The sequence below is a fragment of the Pseudomonas sp. LS2P72 genome, assembly GCF_054897865.1.
On sequence record NZ_CM142708.1, the window covers coordinates 6,097,836 to 6,118,386 of the forward strand.

Here is a 20,551-nt window from a genome sequence, read left to right on the forward strand (position 1 = left end):
TGCGTCAACCTGACAGGTTTCGCCTCGCATGACTTCAGTGAAAGACGTTGCACAGCTGGCCGGCGTGTCCCTGATGACCGTTTCTCGAGCGCTCAACAATCCGGAAAAACTGAGTCCCGAAACCCTTCAACGGGTGCGTCGCGCCATTGATGAACTGCAATTCGTACCGAGCCTGTCGGCGCGCAAGATGCGCGGCGACAACCTCCAGTCCCGCACCATCGGTGTGTTCGCGCTGGATACCGCGACCACACCGTTCGCGGTCGAGTTGCTGCTGTCCATCGAACAGACCGCACAGCAAGCCGGCTGGAATGTATTTATCCTCAACCTGTTGAGCAACCCGCCCACCGACCAGAACATCGACTTGATGTTGTCGCACCGTCCCGACGGGTTGATCTTCAGCGCCATGGGATTTCGCCATGTGTGCATTCCCGAGCGATTGAAGAGCAAACCCCTGGTACTCGCCAATTGCCTGGCCGATGACAGTCGCCTGGTGAGTTATGTGCCAGACGACGAAACAGGGCAGTATCGAGCCGTACATCACGCTATGAGCCAAGGCTATCGGCACCCTCTGTGTATCAATCTGCCAAAACAGAGTCTGGCCTGGGGTCTGCGACAAAAAGGCCTGCAGCGTGCCTGTCAGGCATTCGGTCTGGCGCCTGACGCACTCCTGCAATACGACCTTTCCGTTCATGACGCCTATGGTGAAACCGCAGCCATCCTCGACCGGCACATCATCGAAGGTCGCCCCCAATTCGACATTCTGATCTGTGGTAACGACCGTATTGCCTTTTGCGCCTATCAGCTGTTGTTGGGCCGTGGCCTGAAAATTCCCGACGATGTCGCCGTGCTCGGCTACGACAACATGATCGGTATTGCCGAGCTGTTCATCCCGCCGCTGACCACAGTGCAACTGCCCTACTACGAGATCGGTCGTAAGGCTGCCCGGCACCTGATCGAGACCCTTGAGGTATCGGGAACCCAGCCAGTTGATTGTCCATTGGTGGTCAGGTCATCACTCTAAGAATGAGTTAATTCGGTGATAGCACGCCCGCTTGCTTTTGATTTGCCAGCTTGTCGCGCATAGGGGTGTTGCGCCGTCACCGTGGTACTCGCACTGGCCAGCGATCGACCCCAGAGAATCGGCCGATATCAAGTCACGTAGCCTCCACGTGGTCGACCTTCAAGCCATGGGCTGTGTTGACTTGATTGGAGACTTAGGCAGTCAGTAGCAGCACATGCTTCACAGCACGGTTCCGTCCAGCTGCCTTGGCGTTATACAGCGCCTGATCTGCCGCCTCGACTAACTCTTGCAACTGATCCAATTCCGAACCAGCAGCAGCGGCAATCCCGATACTCACACTCACTCGTCTCAATGGGCTGGTTTTGTGGGGGATATTCTCTTCTTTCAACCGGTCGAGTATAAGTTGCGCCACTACCGCCGCACCATCACCGTCGGTATTGGGCATGATGACCCCCATCTCTTCTCCGCCATAACGCGCTACCAGATCCGACGGCCGCCGTACGCACTCATCCAGGACCTTACCAACCGTCTGCAGACAAGCGTCGCCGGCAACATGCCCAACGGAATCGTTGAACAACTTGAAATAGTCGATATCAATCATCAGCAATGCCAACGACGTCCCATCTCGTTGAGCTCGCCGTGCCTCTATAGTTAGGGCCTCATCGAAGCAGCGTCGATTCGCCAAACCGGTCAGCGCGTCCTTCATCGCCAACAACTCCAGTTGCCGATTCGATGAGAGCAATTGCTGCTGAGTGCCTCTCAGTTCCACCTCCACCGTAGTCCGGCGGCGGATATCCAGGATCAAAAACCAACCAATGAGGCCGGTGAGTCCCAGCAGACCAGTCACCACCACTGCTGACAGCAGTGCTTCCATTCGCCACGCAGCGAGCGCTTCGCGTTTGCCAAGCGCGACGGTAGTTATCAACGGCAGCGTTTCACTCTTGCGGAAGGCGTAAAGCCGCTCCATCCCATCTAGGCTGGAGGTAAACGAAGCGGTGCCGACCGATTGTTCCACAAGATATTTTGCATAGATCGGCGACTTCAAAAAATTGCGTCCCATGTCCTGCTCGCGGAAGGGATAACGCACCAGCAGCGTACCATCGGTATGGGACAACCCAATGGCCCCCTCCTGCCCCAAGTCGAGCTTTCCAAACAGCCGCAGGAAGTTTTCTATCCCCAGAGTCACCGCCACCACCCCGGCAAACTCTCCCCGATCATCATTGAAACGCCGGCTGACGGTGATCACCCATTCCTGGTTAGACCGGCTACGAATTGGCGGCCCGATGAAGGGCTCCGGGGTAGGGTCGTCGCGATGATGAATAAAGTAGGCACGGTCACTAGCGCTGGCTGCGGCCGGAATCTGCCGGCTGGAGGACATCAGCCAGCGTCCCTGATTATCGTAGATGGTGATACCACTCAGTTGGGGCATCAGGGGCCGCTGTCGGTTGACCAGCGCACTTAGCCGCTGGATCTGCACGGGGCCACTACCCTCGGTTTCCAGGCGCTCGACGAGCCCGAGCAAGAGCAGCGAACTTTGCCGGACAATGCCTTCGGAATAGGTCGCGAGCGCCTGGGTAAGGTTCAACCCGTGGACATTTACCTCCTCCAGCGCTCGATCTCGAGAACCCATCACCTTCCAAATGGTCAGTGATGCCAGGGAACAGCCGATAATCAACAGCAAGAGCACAACGAGGTGGGTATCACGCTTCACATCAGTACCTTTTGGAAAGTCCGGTTTCCCGTTCTGGCTGTTATTGAACTGGGGCAATAACAGCAGGCGCATGTCCTGTGCATGCATAAGGATACAAGTAGTCCAGCAGGGGCGCAGCAACAGAATGTAGCGTATTGGGCCACCTGTTCTCAGGCCGCTCAGAACTCTGGAAGGCTCAGTGCAGCTGGAGAGTTTCGCGGTAAATGAAGGCGTTCAAAGTGAACTGGCGCGGGTGCTGGTGACCTCGCTGCGCGATGGCTGTGATTTGATGGATGTGGTGGGGCGACGATTGCAGATGCAAGTTTCGGCGGTTTAACGAATCGAGCATCGGATGGCATTACTGCTCTCCCCAACAAAAAAGGCACCTGACGAGATGAGGGTGTAATTAGTTTTGTGTAAACGGTCATTTGGCAGGAGACTGCCTACCCCAAGGAAATCCAATGACCGAGCCAAAACCCAAGCGCGCCAAACGAGTCAAGCCTGATCCTGAACTGGTTAAACTGGCCGACAGTCTGCTGGCCAACTACAAAAAGCCCGAAGATCTGATCGGCGAAAACGGCCTGCTCAAACAGCTCACCAAGATGCTGGTGGAGCGGGCCCTTGAAACCGAGATGACCGAACACTTGGGGCACGACAAAAGCGCAGCGATCACCAACACCGCCGCCAATGCGCGCAACGGTCACAGCGGTAAAACCCTGAAGGGCGACTTCGGCGAACTGCCGCTCGACATCCCTCGCGACCGGCAGGCGTCCTTCGAGCCGCAGTTGGTGGCCAAGCATCAAACCCGCTGGACGGGCTTCGATGACAAAGTCATCTCTCTCTACGCTCGCGGTTTGAGTGTCAGAGAAATCCAGGCTCACTTACAGGAAATGTACGGCACAGAGGTCTCTCCCAGCCTGATCTCGGCGATTACCGACGCGGTGAGTGACGAGGTCAAGCTGTGGCAAGCCAGACCACTGGACGCGCTGTACCCGATCCTCTATCTGGACTGCATTCACGTCAAAGTGCGTGACGCTGGCGCCGTGCGCAACAAGGCGGTTTACCTGGCTATCGGCGTCAATATGGCCGGTCACAAGGAAGTGCTGGGTCTGTGGATCGCTCAAACCGAAGGCGCGAAGTTCTGGCTGCAAGTGGTGACCGAACTCAAGAATCGGGGCGTGCAGGACATCTTCATCGCCTGCGTGGACGGTCTCAAAGGTTTCCCTGAAGCCATTGAAGCCGTCTACCCAAAAGCCGTCGTTCAGCTGTGCATCGTGCACATGGTGCGCAACAGCTTGAACTTCGTGTCGTGGAAAAAGCAGCGAGAGGTGGCGGCTGATCTCAAACTGATTTACACCTCGGCAACCGCCGAATTGGCCGAACAACGACTCTGCGAATTTGAAGCCAAATGGGATGCCGAGTACCAGTCGATCAGCCTGTCATGGCGGCGAAACTGGGCTCGGGTGATCCCGTTTTTTGACTATCCAGCCGAAATTCGCAAGGTGATTTACACCACCAATGCCATCGAATCGATCAACATGAGCCTGCGCAAAGTGATCAAAACGCGCGCCTCATTTCCGACCGATGACGCGGTGATGAAACTGTTTTATCTGGCGCTGAACAACATCAGCAAGAAGTGGACGATGCCGATCCGGGACTGGAAAGCGGCCTTGAATCGCTTCAGTATCCAGTTCGAAGATCGGCTGTTAACGGTTTAATAAAAATCCCGTTTACACAAAATCTAGGACACCCTCGACGAGATTATCGCAGGTGCCTTTTTTGGGATTAGAACGGACATAAGAAACAACGCGGAGGCTGATAGCTCAACAATAGGTTTCATAAACTGTAACCTTCTGTTGACTCAACAGACGCCTTTTTTCACCCCACGGTCAAAGCCCAAACACTTCGGATGAAGACGCGGGGCCCTTCTACACTCATCTCTCACACGTCTAAAACACTCACCAAAAGAACCCACATGACCACCCTCAAAGACCGCTTGAAGCAAGGCAAGGATGCTCGCAAGAACTGCTCCCGCAGTTCGCAGGCGTCCATGGGGAAAATAAACCGCGACCCTCTGCCGCTGATCAAAGCGTCAAGTGAAGGCCGCATCAAGTCACTGGTCGAGTTGCGCTACGGCCGCATGCTGGTCTCGCCGTTCACCTTCTATCGCGGCAACGCCCTGCTGCAAGCCCACGACTTGGCCGCAACCGCCAACATGGGCCTGATATCGCCCATCTGCGGCGACAGTCACCTGATGAACTTCGGCGGTTTTGCAACGCCGGAACGCAATCTGCTGTTCAGCGTCAACGACTTCGACGAAGCCCATCCCGGCCCTTGGGAGTGGGACTTGAAACGGCTGGTGGCAAGTTTCGTGGTGGCGGCGCGCGACCTGCGCCATGGCGACACGGTCGAAGAAACGGTCTGCCGCCAAGTGGTCGGCGCCTACCAGCAGACCATGCTCGAATGCGCCGAACAAAGCGCCATGGAAACCTGGTACGAGTCCATCAGTTACCGCGATCTGCGGCAGCAGGCGAGCAATGCGACACTGGAGTATGTAGAGCGCGCCATCGAAAAAGCCGAACGGCGTACCCATGCTGAACTGCTGCCGAAAATCAGTGAACGTGACGCACATGGCCGACTGATCATTCGCGATGACCTGCCGGAAATTTTCCATTTACACGAAAACACCACGCTGCTGGATGCCGACGACGACTGGCTACGCCTGTCGAATTGGCGTGCGCTTTACGACGCGTTCCTGCGCGACTATCCCGGCACACTGCAAGCCGACCGTCGTGAACTGTTGGCGCGTTTTCATGTTCAGGACATGGCGTTCAAAGTGGTCGGTGTGGGCAGCGTCGGGACTCGTTGCCTGGTCGCCCTGCTGACCGATGATCAGGAGTTCCCGCTGTTCCTGCAGTTCAAGGAGGCACGTCGTTCGGTGCTTGCCAATTATGTGAAGACTAAATTGCGGGTGCGGCATAACGGTCAGCGCGTGGTCGATGGCCAACGGTTGATGCAATCGGCCAGTGACCTGTTCCTCGGCTGGACCACCGGCCCCAGCGGGCGACACTTCTATGTGCGCCAGTTGCGCGACATGAAAGTCTCGGCTGAACTCGAGACGTTCGATGCTGACACCTTCGCCGCCTACGGACGCGTTTGTGGTCGTGCGTTGGCCCGCGCCCACGCCAAATCGTCCGGAAACGCCGCACACATCAGCGGCTACATCGGCAAGAGCGATGCGCTGGCCGACGCGTTGGTCAAATATGCGCAAAGCTACACTGCGCAGAATGAGCGCGACTTCGAACAACTCCAGCAGGCCTGCCGCAGGGGCCGTTTGCGGGCGCGCTCGGAAGCGGACTTTGCCGCGGATCATTTGCCGTAGGCGTGTCTCACGGGTATGAAGCGACGGACACTCATCGACATGAATTTTTCTTCACTCCACGACCTTTCACCAACGGGTACATTGCGCTCGCTCATTCAAGAAACTACGGTTTGCCCGCCCTCCCGCGGGCTTTTTTTTGCCTGCTGTTTTGTTTCCTGCGGGCGCTTCAAACGATACAAATACGTGTCCTGCTCGCCAACAAAGGCGATGTTTCCATGTTTGTGCAGCTAACCGGAGGGACTTTATAGAGCCATGCACTAGAAAGAGTCAGGTTTTCGGGCCCTGCCGCAATCCCCTGACGCAAACCACTCCCAATACCGCCATTGGGTGTACCATCAAGCTCTGTCCATCAGATATCAGTTAGCCATGTCCACGCTAAGCGAAGAGAGCCGCCAGATCGTAGCTTCTCTGGCGCAACGTGTTGGCCCCAACGCTGACATCGCAAGGATCGCCCAGGCGATCATTTCAACCTTGCGGGATATGGATGTAGCCCTCACGCCCATCATCGGCCACCAAGGGGTTGCAGCGCTTTATCGCCGCAGCCTCCACCTGTGCGCCTCCACTCATCCGCGTCTGGCCCGCACCTATGACAGAGTGCCGTCCGGCATGGATTTGACTGCCCTCAAGTCCGTAATCGTTGAGCAAAGCGACGCCGATGCGCTGTTTTTCGGTGAAGTGTTGTTGACTACCTTTTACGAGCTGCTGACCACGCTGATCGGGCCCTCGCTCACCGCGCGTTTGCTTCGTGGCGTGTGGGAACCTTCTTTGAGCGACACCCCTTCGCAGGAAATTTCGCCATGAGCACCAAAGTGACTATCAACCGTCTGGCCACCGGCGTGCCAGGACTGGACGAGGTGCTGGGCGGAGGATTGCCGGAGTTTTCGTTCAACCTGATCGCAGGCCCGCCTGGCTGTGGCAAAACCACCCTGGCGCATCAGATGATGTTCGCCCTGGCGACACCCGAGCGCCCGGCGCTGTTTTTTACGGTGCTCGGCGAGCCGCCGCTGAAGATGCTGCGTTACCAGCAGCAGTTCGACTTTTTCGACAGCCAAGCGATCAACCAGTCGATCCGCTACATCAACCTGGCTGACGACACCCTGGCCGGGAATCTGGACGAAGTGCTGCGGCGCATTGTCAGCGAGGTGGAGGCTCACTCCCCGTCACTGGTGTTCGTCGACTCGTTCCGTTCGGTGGTGCTGGCCAGCCAGACCCAGGACAACCCGAACAACAACCTGCCGCAGTTCGTTCAGCAACTGGGCATGTTGATGACCACCTGGCAGGCGACGACCTTCCTGATTGGCGAGTATTTCACCGAAACCGACACCAACCCGATTTTCACCGTGGCCGATGGCCTGATCTGGCTGCGCCAGAGTGTTGAGCGCAATTCCATGGTGCGCAAGATGGAAATCATGAAGATGCGCGGCCAGCCGACACTGCCGGGGCTGCACACCTTCCGCATCGCGACGTCGGGGATCAAGGTCTTTGCGCCTGCGGCACTCAACCCGGTTGAAGCACCGCTGGAGTTCCCCATCAAGCGCTTGAAAATGGGCGTGCCACAGCTCGATGAGATGCTTGGCGGCGGCCTGCCCCGTGGTTATTCCTTGCTGGTGGCCGGGCCGTCGGGCTCGGGCAAAAGTATTCTGGCAGCGACCTTCCTGGCCGAAGGCGCGCGCAATGGCGAAACCGGTGTGATCGCGGTGTTTGAACAACGGCCTAATCACTCCCAGAACGCCACCCTTGCGGGCCTGATCCAGAGCGGACAGATCGGCCTGGTGGACAGCCGCGCCCCGGACCTGTCCATCGATGAAATCGTGCATTTGCTGTTGAGCGAAATCACCCGATTGAAAGCGACCCGCGTGGTCATCGATTCGCTGTCAGGTTTCGAACTGGCGCTCGCGCCGACCTTCCGCGAAGACTATCGCGAGTCGCTGTCGCGCATGGTCACTGCGTTGACGAGCGTGGGGGTCAGCGTGTTGATGACCTCAGAGCTGGAAGACCGCTACACCGACCTGCGCTTCAGCCCTTACGGCACGGCATTTCTCACCGACGCAATCATCGTTCAGCGCTACATTGAAGTGCAGAGCCGTTTGCTGCGCATCATGGCCGTGGTCAAGGTGCGGGCCAGCGTCCACTCCGATGAGTTACGGCTTTACCGCATCGACGATAACGGTTTGCAGATCGGCGAGATGTTGCCGGACCAGGAAGGCTTACTCGGCGGCCGGCCAACTCGGCAACGCCGCGGAAAAGACAATGCGTGAGTCAAGGTCATGAGCACGGCCGATAGCAAGAACGAGGAAGCGATGGCCACTGCCGCTCGCGAACTGTTCCTGCTCGGCCAGAAAACTGTTGAGGCGCGGGCAGTTCTGGCGGCGCTGCAAAAAGAGCTGAGCGACGCCAACACCCGGCTGGTCGATAGCCAGCAGGTCGAGCAACTGATCGAGGCCAATCAGCAATTGGTGCTGGCGATTTTGCTGGCGCAGTCCGATGCAGAAAAACCAAAACGCACGCAGGAAGAACAGCGGCTGTTCCTGGAGATGCGTGAAGCCAACGCGCAATTGGTGATCGCGGCCCTCAGCGCGCAAGACCTGCAAGCCTCAGCCGAACATAGCCTGGAACAACAACGCAACATCCTCACCCTGGTGGCTCACGAATTACGCAACCCGCTGACGCCCATCAGCATGATCGCCGGACGACTGGTGCGCGTTCCCAGCGATGAACTGCCGCGCATGCAGGCACTGATCGAAAACCAGGTGCAACACCTGTCGCGACTGGTAGACGATTTGCTCGACGTCTCCCGCGCCAGCACCGGCAAGTTGCGCCTCGAATGCCGCATCGTGGACATGGTGCAGATCATCCATCAGACCATCGACGTGTGCAGCCCGGTGATGACCGCTCACCATTTGCACTTCACCGCTGAACTGCCCGAGGGAGCGTTGCCGGTGGAGGGTGACCCGGTACGCCTCACGCAGATTCTCGGCAACCTGCTGGGCAACGCGGCCAAGTACACACCGGCGGGGGGCAATGTCACGCTTTCGGTCACCGCCAAGAACAACGTGCTGCAGATGAGCATTTGCGATGACGGCATCGGTATTTCCGTCCAGGCCCTGCCATTTATCTTCGAGCCGTTTGTGCAAGACGTTCACGCGGTCGGCTTCAATGGTGCGGGCCTTGGTATTGGCCTTACGGTGGTGCGCGAGCTGGTCGAAGCCCATGGCGGCACGGTGATCGGCATGAGCGACGGCGACGGCAAAGGCAGCACCTTTATCGTGACATTGCCGATGGCGATTTGAGTTTTCCCGCTGGCCACGCAATGCTTGCGCGACGATCCCCGTGAACCGGAGCGCCCTATGCCGCTGTTATCCCTGCCCTGCAAACGCTTGACGCTGGCGGTGCTCGACCCTGAACAGGCGGCGCTGGAAAGCGACTTCTACCGGCGCAACCTGAGGCATCTCGCCCGGTGGTCGCCGATTCGCCCCGCCGATTACCACAGCCCCGAACGCATCCGCCCGCGCCTTGAGGTGCAAGCCAGCGCTTTCGAGGCCGGTCTGGCGGTGCATTTCGCGTTGCTGGATCCGGACAACGGCCAGATGATCGGCGCCTGCAACTTCAGCAGCATCACTCGCGGCGCGTTTCAGGCCTGCTATCTCGGTTACCACATCGACGAATCTCATCAGGGCCGGGGCTTGATGCAGGAAGCCCTGGAAGCGGGAATCGGCTACATGTTCGATGAGCAGAAGCTGCACCGGATCATGGCCAATTACATCCCTGGCAATGAACGCAGTGCGCGGCTGCTGGAGCGTCTGGGATTTGAGCGTGAGGGCTATGCCAAGGCCTACCTGAGTATCGCCGGGCGCTGGCAGGATCATGTGTTGACGGCGTTGATCAATGATCGCTTTGAAGCACCGGAGCAGCGCTGGTCCAGCGGTTGCTCCAGCCGCGCTCGCCCATAAAACGCCAACGCTGTCAGCAAACACGCCAGCCATACGAAAATCCCGGCCCAGAAGGTGTGGGACATGTAGTGCCAGCCTTGCAGAACTCGCGTGGTGCCGTAGACGAAACCGAGCAGCAGCGAGCCGTACATCACCGCTTTGGAATAGCGCCAGCGATAACGACGCGCCACGAAGTACAACGCCAGCAGGGTGAAGCCGCCCGAAGCATGTCCGCCCGGCCAGCAGCGACCCTCACCCGCGACTTTCAGCAGGTCGAAATTCTGATACCACTCCTTATGCTCGATCTTCCCTGCGTACTGGGTCGTTTCGATCGGGCAGTACACGCTGGTGTGGCCCTTGAGGTAGTGGATCACACCGGTGCTGATGGAGAACGCGAACACCACGTAGAGGAAGTCCCGACGGTGCTTGCTGGCAAACCTGAGGACTGGCGCGGCTTTGATCTTTTCCAGGAATGCGATGATTTTCGAATGCTTTTCGGCCTTCAGACGCGGCCACAGAAACGACAGCAAGGCGCCGACGATCGCTACCTCTCCGGTCCAGTTCGGGATGATCCGTGCCCATTTATGGGTGATCTTTTCGAACAGGTGGACATGATCCAGCGGAAACGTCTGCGTGACCGGGTCATAAAAAAGATCATTGAACGCGATATCGATTTTGGTCAGGTCGAACAGCAGGAAAACCACAACCGCACAGGCCAGCGGAATACCGAAGTTCACCCAATAAAAACGGTAGGGGGAAGACCTGTGTCCTGATCCAGAAAGTGAATTCATTCGGCGGTCACCGAGCGCCAGTCCGAGGCCCCGATGAAACCGAGCATGCGGGGTGCCTGAGGCGTTTCAGCCGAGATAAACAAAGACGCGCCGTAGCCCAGCGTAGAGGCCGGCAACTTGAGGTCTTTCTCCAATTGCGACATGCATTCGCTGTGGGTCACCAGAATCAGGTTTCGCCCGGCCACCTTGTGCGCGAGCGCGTCACGCAGCATGGTGCCCTTGCAATTGATCAACCAGTCTTCACCGACCCCGACCTTGTTGAACATGTAGCCAGCAGTCTGCGCTGTACGGAGGAGGGGGCTGTTGTAGATGTCGGCCTTGGTCAGCCCCAGTTGTTCGAACTGCGCACCAACACCCACCGCGACACTGCGAGAGCGATCGGTAATGCCATCGTTACCGTTCAGGCAGGCGGCGCGGGAGTGATCGCAGCGTTCGACGTGACGCACCAGCACGATCACGTTGCCTTTGGCCCAATCGGCCGCCAACGCCCGGGCGCCGGCTACATTGCCATGGGCCAGATCCGCTACAGCGGCCGGCTGCAACAGCCACACCGTCAGCGGAATCACCAACAGCGCCGAGGCGAGCACCACAGCCGCATTGCGATAACGGGCAAAACGGCTCAGATCGATCAAGCGTTTTATCCCAAACAGACTCAGTCTCAATTCCACATCAAACCGCCTCGCCGGCACGCATCACTGTCATTCGATGCCGCGAGGTTAGAGAGGTTGGCGTCGGCAGCCGGTGAAACTCATGTGAAAAAAAGCTTAAGACCGCACGAAGGTCTTGTTACACATCGGTCCTGCAAAAACCATTCAGCTCTCGCAATGGCTGCCGATACAGTCCTGCTACACACCTTGCTGGCTACCAAAAACAACAATCTTCCAGCCAACCGACGATCTAGAAGCACAACGTTCCTGGAGGACTTTTGATGAATAGCTGGTTCGGCAATATCAGCGTGAACATGAAGCTGGGCTTGGGGTTCGGCCTGGTCCTGGCCCTGACCTGCGTCCTCGCCCTGACCGGCTGGACGAGCCTGGGCGGATTGATTGACCGCAGCAACTGGATGAGCGACATCGCCCAGCTCAATGCCGGCCTGACCAAGCTGCGTGTGGTTCGCCTGCAATACATGCTGACCAACGGCGACGAAACCGCCGCACAGAACGTCCAGACCACGCTCGAGGCGTTCTCCGCTCAGCAACAAGCGCTGCTGGTGAAATTCAAGAGCCCGGAAAACCTCAAGCTGCTCAAAGAGCAAGGCGCCGTCATCGACGCCTACAAGACGTCCCTGAACAAAATGCGCAGCGCGTACCGCACCGGTAACAGCGCGCGCGACACCATGGGCGCCAATGCCGAGACCGCGAACACGCTGATCAACGCCATCAACACCCGCGTGCAGCAAATGCCTCTGAGCGACCAACGCTTCGAACAGTTCCAGGCCATCACGGCGGCCAAGGAAGCCTTCTTGCTGGCCCGCTACGAAGTGCGCGGCTACACCGCGACCACCAACGCCGAGACCGAGCAAAAAGCCGTCAGCCAGCTGGACGTGGCGATCGCCAGCCTGAACCCCCTCAATGTGCATTTCGCCGACACTCAGCAAGACGCCCTGCGTCAGCTGGAAACCGCACTGACCCACTACCGCAACGCCTTGCAGGCTTATAAAGCGGCGAACAGCGATGCGGTGCAGGCGCGCAAGGAAATGACCGAGCAGGGCGCCGCCATCGTGACCCTGAGCGACCAGCTGTATCAGATCCAGCTCGACCGCCGTGACATCGAAAGCGCCCAGGCTCGCACGCTGCAGCTGATCAGCACCTTGCTGGCGTTGCTGGTGGGCATCATTGCGGCCGTGATCATCACCCGTCAGATTACCGGCCCGCTGCGCGACACGTTGGCCGTGGTTGAACGCATCGCCAGCGGCGACCTGTCCCAGGACGTCAAAGTGACTCGCCGCGACGAACTCGGCGTGTTGCAACAAGGCATCGCTCGCATGGGCGTGACCCTGCGCGACTTGATCAGCGGCATCCGCGACGGCGTCACCCAGATCGCCAGCGCTGCCGAAGAACTGTCCGCCGTGACCGAGCAAACCAGCGCCGGGGTCAACAGCCAGAAGATCGAGACCGATCAAGTGGCCACCGCCATGCACGAGATGACGGCCACCGTGCAGGAAGTCGCGCGCAACGCCGAAGAAGCCTCCCAGGCAGCGGCCGCTGCCGACGGCGAAGCCCGCGAAGGCGACAAGGTTGTCAACGAAGCCATCGCCCAGATCGAACGCCTGGCCACTGAAGTGGCGCGCTCCACCGAAGCCATGAGCGTGCTGCAACAGGAAAGCGACAAGATCGGCAGCGTCATGGACGTGATCAAGGCCGTGGCCGAACAAACCAACCTGCTGGCGCTCAACGCCGCCATCGAAGCGGCCCGTGCCGGTGAAGCCGGTCGTGGCTTTGCCGTGGTTGCCGACGAAGTCCGTGGCCTGGCTCAGCGCACTCAGAAGTCCACCGAAGAAATCGAAGGTCTGGTAGCCGGTCTGCAGAACGGCACGCAACAGGTGTCGGCGGTGATGAACAACAGCCGCGCCCTGACCGACAGCAGCGTCGCGCTGACTCGCAAGGCCGGTGTGTCACTGGAAAACATCACCCGCACAGTGTCCAACATCCAGTCGATGAACCAGCAGATCGCAGCTGCTGCCGAACAGCAAAGCGCCGTGGCTGAAGAGATCAGCCGCAGTATCATCAACGTGCGCGACGTCTCTGAACAGACCGCCGCCGCCAGCGACGAAACCGCTGCATCCAGTGTTGAACTGGCGCGGCTGGGCAATCAGTTGCAGATGATGGTGAGCCACTTCCGGGTGTAATCACACCTGATCGTTCCCACGCTCCCGCGTGGGAACGATCATCAAGCGCTCAGGCCTGCCACGGATTGATCACCTCAACGCCAGGAAACTCAAAGTCCCAGACATTACGGGTCGCAATAGGAGCTCCGTGACTTCGGCAGATTGCGGCAATCTGCGCATCAGCCATCGATGCCGTCCGACCATTAGCTACACAGCCAGCGACCAGCGTCGCGTACTCCACGGCGGCGTGAGCATCAAAAGGCAAAATCCTTCCGGCAAAGTCCTCTTCGAACATCGCCATCGCATGAGCTTCAAGTTTCTGTTTGCGCTTACCAAACGGGAGTCGGGCAATGCCATGGAGAATCTCTGCCACGGTGACAGCACTGATTGCCAACTCCATCGCGGGCTGTGCATCAACCCAGGCAAGCACTTGAGTGTCAGGCTCGACCCGCATGAACTCTGAAAGAACGTTCGTATCGAGCACTATCATTCGGAGAAATCCACCGCTGTCGCTTTCTCGTGACGCGAAGGAAGATCGAGCTCAACCCCACCGCTGGCGCTGAACCTGTTGCGGATACGGCTTCCTAGCCCTCCTGCGCGATCAATGGTAGCCAAGGCTCTGCCGAGTATCAGGCGAGCCTCTTCTTCCATCGAATGCCCATTGTGGGCCGCTGCGATGCGCAGCTGTTCCTTAATCTGATCGTCCAGGTTTCGAATCGTAATGCTGGCCATGATGCCTCCTGCAATCAATGAAATCATTGATTGAGGCTAACACACCTTGTTCCATCAAAACCCGTAGAGCTGCCGAACGGCCTTACACACAAATCGCATTGGTAAACACCAACCGATTCCCGAACGGGTCGGTCACGGTCATGTCCTGGCTGCCCCACGGCATGGCCTGGATCTGTGGACGGGCGAACGGATATTCCTTGGCCAACAGTTGCTGCTGGAATACCTCAAGTTCATCGGTCTCGATCCGCAACGCCGAGCCCGGTGTGCTGTCGCCGTGGTGTTCGGACAAGTGCAGTACGCACTCACCCCGTGAAACTTGCAGGTACAGCGGAAAACCGGGTTCGAAACGATGCTGCCAGTCGATCTTGAATCCCAGGAAGTCGACGTAGAACTCCACGGCCTTGATTTCATCGAAAATCCGCAGGATCGGGGTGGTTTTGCCGAAGCTCATGGCGTTGCTCCCAGACTGATAAGGCCCAGAGTGTAGCCGGGCGAGATGTCAGCGCTTCGGCTTGGCGATGGTTTTCTTTAGTCTCAATGTGCCATCACTGTGACACAGCACTCGGAATGTTTACTGGAATCCGTCACGCAAGTCCCCTTGCCGCGCCAGAAACCGCCCTTCCCTTCTGCCGTTTGCCTGGCCTTCGCTGTAACTCAAGACACCGTTGACCCAAACCCCATCGATACCTTCCGCCGCCCGTTGCGGATCATTGAAATCCGCCACATCGCGAATCGTCACAGGATTGAACAACACCAGATCCGCCCAATGTCCTTCACGGATTTCGCCACGGTCCTTCAAGCCAAATCGCGCCGCCGACAACCCCGTCATCTTGTGCACGGCGGTGTGCAGCGGAAACAGCCCTACATCGCGACTGAAATGTCCGAGCACACGTGGGAATGCGCCCCACAAGCGTGGATGCGGAAACGGGTCTTCCGGCAAGCCGTCAGAACCCACCATCGACAGCGGATGCGCGAGGATTCTTCGTACATCGGCTTCGTCCATTCCGTAGTACACCGCACCGGCCGGTTGCAGGCGTCGGGCGGCATCGAGCAGCGGCACGCCCCACTCGGCGGCGATGTCCATCAGGTCGCGACCACCCACTTCAGGGTGAGGCGTTGACCAAGTGATGGTGATGCGATGAGCGTCGGTGACTTGCTTGAGGTCCAGCGTCGATGAACTCGCCGCGTAGGGATAACAGTCGCAGCCTACCGGATGGGTTTTCGCCGCCTGTTCAAGGGACGCCAACAGTTGCGGACTGCGTCCCCAGTTACCGGCGCCGGCACATTTGAGGTGGGAAATGATCACGGGCGATTTTGCATGACGGCCGATCTGGAATGCCTCGTCCATGGCCTCCAGCACCGGCTCGAATTCGCTGCGTAAATGGGTGGTGTAGACGGCGCCGAAGGCGGTCAGCTCTTCAGTCAGTTGCATCACTTCATCGGTGGAAGCCGAGAACGCATTGGCATAGGCGAGTCCCGTGGATAAGCCCAAGGCACCGGCCTCAAGGCTCTCGCGCAATTGCTCGCGCATCGCGCTGATTTCATCGGGTGTGGCGGTACGAAACAGATCGTCGAGGTGGTTGCTGCGCAGCGCCGTGTGGCCGACCAGTGCGGCCACGTTCAGCGTGGTGTTCGCGGCTTCGACAGCTGCGCGGTAGTCGCTGAACCTCGGATAAACGAACGCAGCGGCGGTGCCGAGCAGGTTCATCGGGTCGGGCGGATCGCCGCGCAAACTCACCGGCGAAGCGCTGATCCCGCAGTTGCCGACAATCACCGTGGTCACGCCCTGGCTGAGCTTGGGCAGCATCTGCGGCTGACGGATCACCACAGTGTCGTCGTGGGTGTGTACGTCGATGAAACCTGGCGCCAACACGCGGCCGGCGGCGTCGATTTCTTCGGTGGCGCTGGCATCGTGCAAGTCGCCGATACGCTCGATGCGGCCGTTCAGAATCGCCACGTCGGCGGGATAACCCGGCGCGTTGCTGCCGTCGATAATCAGGGCGTTGCGAATCAGCGTGTCGTACATCATGTCAGTCTCCCAGCGGCAAATGATCGTCGCCGCCACGGTAATCGTCGAGGGCGAGTTTGATCCGCCGCAGACGCTCTTGATTGTCTTCAGGATTGGCCAGCGCCAGCTCGGTCGCGAGTACGTCGATGGCGAGCAACATGCCGTAGCGCGCCGCCGTGGGTTTGTAGATAAAGGAGGTTTCGACACCTTGCAGCGGCAGCAGCACATCAGCCAATTGCGCCAGCGGCGTGTCAGCCCGGGTGATGGCGAGAATTCGTGCGCCGTAGCTGCGCGCCAGCTCGACGGCCTCGAGCAGTTCGGGGGTGATGCCGGTCAGCGAGCAGGCAATGACTGCACGTTCGGCATCGAGGCTGGCGGCGGTAACGCGCATCATCACCGGGTCGTGGCACACCGCAATCGGGTAACCGAACCGCACCAGTCGCACTTGCAGTTCATCACTGCACAACGTCGAGCAACCGCCCATGCCGAAGGCGTGAATCATCCGCGCTTTGCCCAGCAGTTTCACCGCGTCGGAGAAACGCGACTCATCGAACGCCGACAGATGCTGGCGCAGGGTCGATTCGATATCGCCAACAATTTGCCCATAGAACGCCGACTGCTCGGGCGTGCCCGCCGGGTCGAGAAAACGGCTGCCGACGCCGCTGGCCTGGGCCAGTTGCAGGCGCAGATCGCGCAAGTCGCGGCAGCCGACGGTGCGAGCAAAACGCGAGAGCGTGGCGGTGCTCACTTCCGCTCTCAGCGCCAGTTCATCGAGACTGGCGGCGGAGGCAAATCCTACGTCGTCGAGCATCAGCCGGGCGATGCGTCCTTCCCCCGCGCTGAAGGAATCCTGACGGGCGCGGATCTGGTAGAGGATGTCCATGGCGGGCGGCTCCGGCTAAAGCAGGTAAGAAAGGCCAACGGTCAGACCGAAGGCGACGACCGAGATAATGGTCTCGAGCACCGTCCAGGTCTTGAAAGTCTGGGCGACGGTCATGTTGAAGTATTCCTTGATCAACCAGAAGCCGCCGTCATTGACGTGGGAAAAGATAACCGACCCCGCGCCCGTCGCCAGCACCAACAGCTCTGGATGGGGATAACCCAGACCAATGGCCACCGGCGCGACGATGCCTGACGCGGTGGTCATGGCCACCGTGGCAGAACCGGTGGCGATGCGCATCAACGCAGCAAACAGCCAGCCCATCAACAGCGGCGACAGGTGGAATACCTGGGCCAGGCTGACGATCTGGTCAGTGACACCAGCGTCCACCAGAATCCGGTTCAAGCCGCCGCCCGCGCCCACCAGCAAAGTGATGCTGGCGGTCGGTGCCAGGCATTCGTTGGTGAATTTGAGGATCGATTCGCGGTTGAAGCCTTGGGCCAGGCCAAGTGTCCAGAAGCTCAGCAAGGTCGCCAGCAGCAAGGCGATCACCGAATTGCCAATGAACAACAGAAACTGATTGAAACCGCTGCCCGGCGTGGAAATCAGATTGGCCCAGCCACCGACCAGCATCAGCACCACCGGCAGCAGAATGGTCGCCATGGTGATGCCGAAACCCGGCAGGCTGTCGCGCGGTTCACGCTCGAGGAACTGACGCTCCAGCGGGTTATCTTCCGGCAGTTGAATGCGCGGCACGATGAACTTGGCGTACAGGGGACCGGCGATGATTGCGGTCGGAATCCCGATCAGGATCGCGTAGAGCAAGGTCTGCCCCACCGAGGCCTGATAAGCCTGCACCGCCAGCATCGCCGCCGGGTGTGGCGGCACCAGGGCGTGGACCACCGAGAGCCCGGCGACCATCGGCAAACCGACCATCAGAATCGAAACGCCCACGCGCCGCGCCACGGTGAAAGCGATCGGCACCAGCAGTACAAAACCGACTTCGAAGAACAGCGGCAGTCCGACAAGAAAAGCGATGCAGACCATCGCCCAGTGCGCATTTTTCTCACCGAAGCTGTCGATCAACGTTCGCGCCATCTGCTCGGCACCGCCGGACTCGGCCATCATTTTGCCGAGCATCGTGCCCAGTGCGACCACCAGCGCGATATGGCCCAGCGTCTTGCCGACACCCGCCTCGTACGCCCCCACCACGCTCGACGGTGGCATCCCGGCCAGCAGCGCCAGGCCGATGGACACCAGGGTGATGACAATGAATGGATTGAGCCGGTAACGGGCGATCAGAACGATCAGCGCGATGATGGCGATGGCGGCGTAAACCAGCAGCCAATAGCCGAAGGACGGTGTCATGCGGTACTCCTCGAAAGGGTCACGTCGAATGGGTTGTGAAACTCATAAAACATTTCGATGTGCGATTTTCAAACGAGGTGAAAGTAATTTTCGTGGAGGGATAAGGGTTGTCGCGCAGAGGTATGCGAGGTCGCTAAATATGCAAATCAGATAGGCGAATTTACATCCCGATTTCCCTGTGGGAGCGAGCCTGCTCGCGATGAGGGAGAGTCAGGCAACAGTGATGTGACTGATACACCGCCATCGCGAGCAGGCTCGCTCCCACAGGGATTTTGCTGGAGACCTCAGTCGTGACTGACCCGGGCGCGTTTGAGCAGTTTCTTGCAGCGTTCGGACAAGTGCAGCACCCGCAGGTGCTTGCCGGCCTTGGTGTAGCGCTCGCGTAAGGTCTTGAGCGCGGCGATGGCCGAGTAGTCGACGAAGCTCATGTGGCGACAGTCGATCGTCACCACGGACGGGTCATTGGCAGGATCGAATTGGTTGAGAAAAGGCGCAGTCGAGGCGAAGAACAGCGTGCCATGCAGGAGGTAAAGCTTACTGCCATCGGCTTCGAGGTGACTGTCGGCATAAAGCTCGCGGGCCTGTTGCCAGGCAAAGTTGAGCGCCGCAATGATGATCCCGCAGAGCACGGCGGTGGCCAGATCGGTGAACACCGTAATCACCGTTACCGCGATGATCACCAACACATCGTTCAGCGGCACCTTGTTCACCACCCGCAACGAGGCCCAGGCGAAGGTCTGCTGCGACACCACCAACATCACCCCGACCAACGCGGCCAGCGGGATGCGCTCGATCAGCGGCGAGAGGAAGAGGATGAACAGCAAAATCATCACCCCGGCCACCACACCGGACAGCCGACCGCGACCGCCGGAACTGAGGTTGATCACGGTCTGGCCGATCATGGCGCAGCCGCCCATACCGCCGAATACACCAGAGACCATGTTGGCCGCGCCCAGCGCCACGCACTCACGATCCGGGAAGCCACGGCTTTCGGTGATTTCATCGGTGAGGTTCAGGGTCAGCAAGGTTTCCAGCAGGCCGACCAACGCCATCAATATTGCGTAAGGGGCGATGATGCGCAGGGATTCCAGGGTCCATGGGATGTCTGGCAGCGCAAAGGTCGGCAAGCCGCCGGCGATGTGCGCCATGTCACCCAAGGTGCGAGTCGGGAGACCGAGCAGATAAACCGCCAGCCCGACACTCAGAATCGCCACCAGCGCCGGCGGCACGGCGCGTGTCAGGCGCGGCAGCAGGTAGACGATGACCATTGTCACGGCAACCAGCCCTGCCATCAGGTACAGCGGCGTGCCTCTGAGCCAGACGTCATCGCTCTTGAAGTGCTCCAGCTGCGCCAGGGCAATGATAATCGCCAGGCCGTTGACGAAGCCGAGCATCACCGGGTGCGGCACCATGCGCACCAGCTTGCCCAGCTTCAGCAACCCGAACGCCAGCATGATCAATCCACCGAGCAGCACGGTGGCCAGCAAGTACTGCACGCCGTGCTGTACCACCAGCGCGACGATCACCACGGCCATCGACCCGGCGGCGCCGGACACCATGCCCGGCCGCCCACCGAACAGCGCGGTCAGGGTGCAAATGATGAAAGCGCCGTAAAGCCCCATCAATGGATTGAGGTGAGCAACCAGCGCGAAGGCGATGCATTCGGGTAGAAGAGCGAAAGACGTGGTGAGCCCGGCCAGGGTATCGGCGCGCAGACGTTTGGGTTTCATGGCTGACCTAAATACAGGCGGGAAAAGAGGGCGCGGATGTTACGGAATTGAGGGCGGCACGGCCAGTTGTTGGGTCGCCAGAAACGCAATCGCGAGCAGGCTCGCTCCCACACTTGATCTCCACTCGACACAGATTTTGTGTACGACGAAGATCCACTGTGGGAGCGAACCTGCTCGCGATGAACGATGACGC

19 protein-coding genes and 1 pseudogene are annotated in these 20,551 nt (G+C 59.2%); 10 read left to right on the forward strand and 10 right to left on the reverse strand.

Going from position 1 to position 20,551, the window contains the following annotated elements:
- The first annotated feature begins 28 nt into the window (after positions 1-28).
- Positions 29-1,021, forward strand: a complete 993-nt coding sequence (locus ACYZUA_RS28005; protein WP_461961428.1) for a LacI family DNA-binding transcriptional regulator — start codon at positions 29-31, stop codon at positions 1,019-1,021.
- 193 nt (positions 1,022-1,214) lie between these two features.
- On the opposite strand, the gene ACYZUA_RS28010 is transcribed toward ACYZUA_RS28005, so the two are convergent.
- Entirely contained in the window at positions 1,215-2,732 is a 1,518-nt protein-coding gene (locus tag ACYZUA_RS28010) for a GGDEF domain-containing protein (RefSeq protein ID WP_461964146.1), read from the reverse strand.
- A gap of 178 nt (positions 2,733-2,910) precedes the next feature.
- Here ACYZUA_RS28010 and ACYZUA_RS28015 point away from each other — a divergent pair, with 178 nt between their 5' ends.
- The 7 genes from ACYZUA_RS28015 to rimJ all read left to right on the forward strand — a co-directional run bounded on the left by ACYZUA_RS28015 (position 2,911) and on the right by rimJ (position 10,043).
- Entirely contained in the window at positions 2,911-3,048 is a 138-nt protein-coding gene (locus tag ACYZUA_RS28015) for a hypothetical protein (protein ID WP_461964177.1), read from the forward strand.
- A gap of 124 nt (positions 3,049-3,172) precedes the next feature.
- Complete coding sequence (locus ACYZUA_RS28020) at positions 3,173-4,429, forward strand: IS256 family transposase (RefSeq protein ID WP_240890573.1); 1,257 nt, start codon at positions 3,173-3,175, stop codon at positions 4,427-4,429.
- 257 nt (positions 4,430-4,686) lie between these two features.
- Positions 4,687-6,093, forward strand: coding sequence for a DUF2252 domain-containing protein (locus ACYZUA_RS28025; protein WP_461961429.1), 1,407 nt, complete (start codon positions 4,687-4,689; stop codon positions 6,091-6,093).
- A 366-nt stretch (positions 6,094-6,459) separates the two neighbouring features.
- Positions 6,460-6,894 carry a hypothetical protein gene (locus tag ACYZUA_RS28030; RefSeq protein ID WP_461961430.1) on the forward strand — a complete coding sequence of 145 codons (435 nt, stop codon included), beginning with the start codon at positions 6,460-6,462 and terminating at the stop codon, positions 6,892-6,894.
- A complete protein-coding gene (locus ACYZUA_RS28035; protein ID WP_461961431.1) occupies positions 6,891-8,351 on the forward strand; it encodes an ATPase domain-containing protein in 1,461 nt (486 codons plus the stop codon). Before ACYZUA_RS28030 ends, ACYZUA_RS28035 begins: the two co-directional genes overlap by 4 nt.
- A gap of 9 nt (positions 8,352-8,360) precedes the next feature.
- Entirely contained in the window at positions 8,361-9,383 is a 1,023-nt protein-coding gene (locus tag ACYZUA_RS28040; RefSeq protein WP_461961432.1) for a sensor histidine kinase, read from the forward strand.
- Between the two features lie 57 nt (positions 9,384-9,440).
- Positions 9,441-10,043, forward strand: a complete 603-nt coding sequence (rimJ, locus tag ACYZUA_RS28045; protein ID WP_461961433.1) for a ribosomal protein S5-alanine N-acetyltransferase — start codon at positions 9,441-9,443, stop codon at positions 10,041-10,043.
- Here the strand turns inward: rimJ and ACYZUA_RS28050 are convergent.
- Together ACYZUA_RS28050 and pmrG are read right to left on the reverse strand one after the other, a co-directional pair.
- Positions 9,956-10,813, reverse strand: coding sequence for a phosphatase PAP2 family protein (locus ACYZUA_RS28050; RefSeq protein WP_461961434.1), 858 nt, complete (start codon positions 10,811-10,813; stop codon positions 9,956-9,958). The two genes, rimJ and ACYZUA_RS28050, sit on opposite strands and share 88 nt — an antisense overlap.
- Positions 10,810-11,481, reverse strand: a complete 672-nt coding sequence (gene pmrG / locus ACYZUA_RS28055) for a lipopolysaccharide core heptose(II)-phosphate phosphatase PmrG (RefSeq protein WP_461961435.1) — start codon at positions 11,479-11,481, stop codon at positions 10,810-10,812. The genes ACYZUA_RS28050 and pmrG overlap by 4 nt, the downstream gene beginning before the upstream one ends.
- Positions 11,482-11,876: 395 nt before the next feature.
- On the opposite strand from pmrG, the pseudogene ACYZUA_RS28060 reads away from it, so the two are divergent.
- Together ACYZUA_RS28060 and ACYZUA_RS28065 are read left to right on the forward strand one after the other, a co-directional pair.
- A pseudogene (locus tag ACYZUA_RS28060) lies at positions 11,877-12,755 on the forward strand (methyl-accepting chemotaxis protein); the annotation flags it as partial.
- 201 nt (positions 12,756-12,956) lie between these two features.
- Positions 12,957-13,661 carry a methyl-accepting chemotaxis protein gene (locus ACYZUA_RS28065; RefSeq protein WP_415760824.1) on the forward strand — a complete coding sequence of 235 codons (705 nt, stop codon included), beginning with the start codon at positions 12,957-12,959 and terminating at the stop codon, positions 13,659-13,661.
- Between the two features lie 49 nt (positions 13,662-13,710).
- Here ACYZUA_RS28065 and ACYZUA_RS28070 read toward each other — a convergent pair whose 3' ends face one another.
- The 7 genes from ACYZUA_RS28070 to ACYZUA_RS28100 form a co-directional block, all read right to left on the reverse strand.
- Positions 13,711-14,130, reverse strand: coding sequence for a PIN domain-containing protein (locus ACYZUA_RS28070; RefSeq protein ID WP_461961436.1), 420 nt, complete (start codon positions 14,128-14,130; stop codon positions 13,711-13,713).
- Positions 14,127-14,372 (reverse strand): FitA-like ribbon-helix-helix domain-containing protein, encoded by a 246-nt coding sequence (locus ACYZUA_RS28075; RefSeq protein WP_223433132.1) that lies wholly within the window; start codon positions 14,370-14,372, stop codon positions 14,127-14,129. The genes ACYZUA_RS28070 and ACYZUA_RS28075 overlap by 4 nt, the downstream gene beginning before the upstream one ends.
- An 82-nt stretch (positions 14,373-14,454) precedes the next feature.
- Complete coding sequence (locus ACYZUA_RS28080; RefSeq protein WP_461961437.1) at positions 14,455-14,823, reverse strand: glyoxalase superfamily protein; 369 nt, start codon at positions 14,821-14,823, stop codon at positions 14,455-14,457.
- Positions 14,824-14,943: 120 nt separating this feature from the next.
- Entirely contained in the window at positions 14,944-16,401 is a 1,458-nt protein-coding gene (locus ACYZUA_RS28085) for an N-acyl-D-amino-acid deacylase family protein (RefSeq protein WP_461961438.1), read from the reverse strand.
- A 1-nt stretch (position 16,402) separates the two neighbouring features.
- Positions 16,403-17,263 (reverse strand): MurR/RpiR family transcriptional regulator, encoded by an 861-nt coding sequence (locus ACYZUA_RS28090; protein WP_461961439.1) that lies wholly within the window; start codon positions 17,261-17,263, stop codon positions 16,403-16,405.
- 15 nt (positions 17,264-17,278) lie between these two features.
- Positions 17,279-18,628 (reverse strand): GntP family permease, encoded by a 1,350-nt coding sequence (locus ACYZUA_RS28095; RefSeq protein WP_461961440.1) that lies wholly within the window; start codon positions 18,626-18,628, stop codon positions 17,279-17,281.
- 284 nt (positions 18,629-18,912) lie between these two features.
- A complete protein-coding gene (locus ACYZUA_RS28100) occupies positions 18,913-20,358 on the reverse strand; it encodes a SulP family inorganic anion transporter (protein ID WP_461961441.1) in 1,446 nt (481 codons plus the stop codon).
- Positions 20,359-20,551 lie beyond the last annotated feature (193 nt).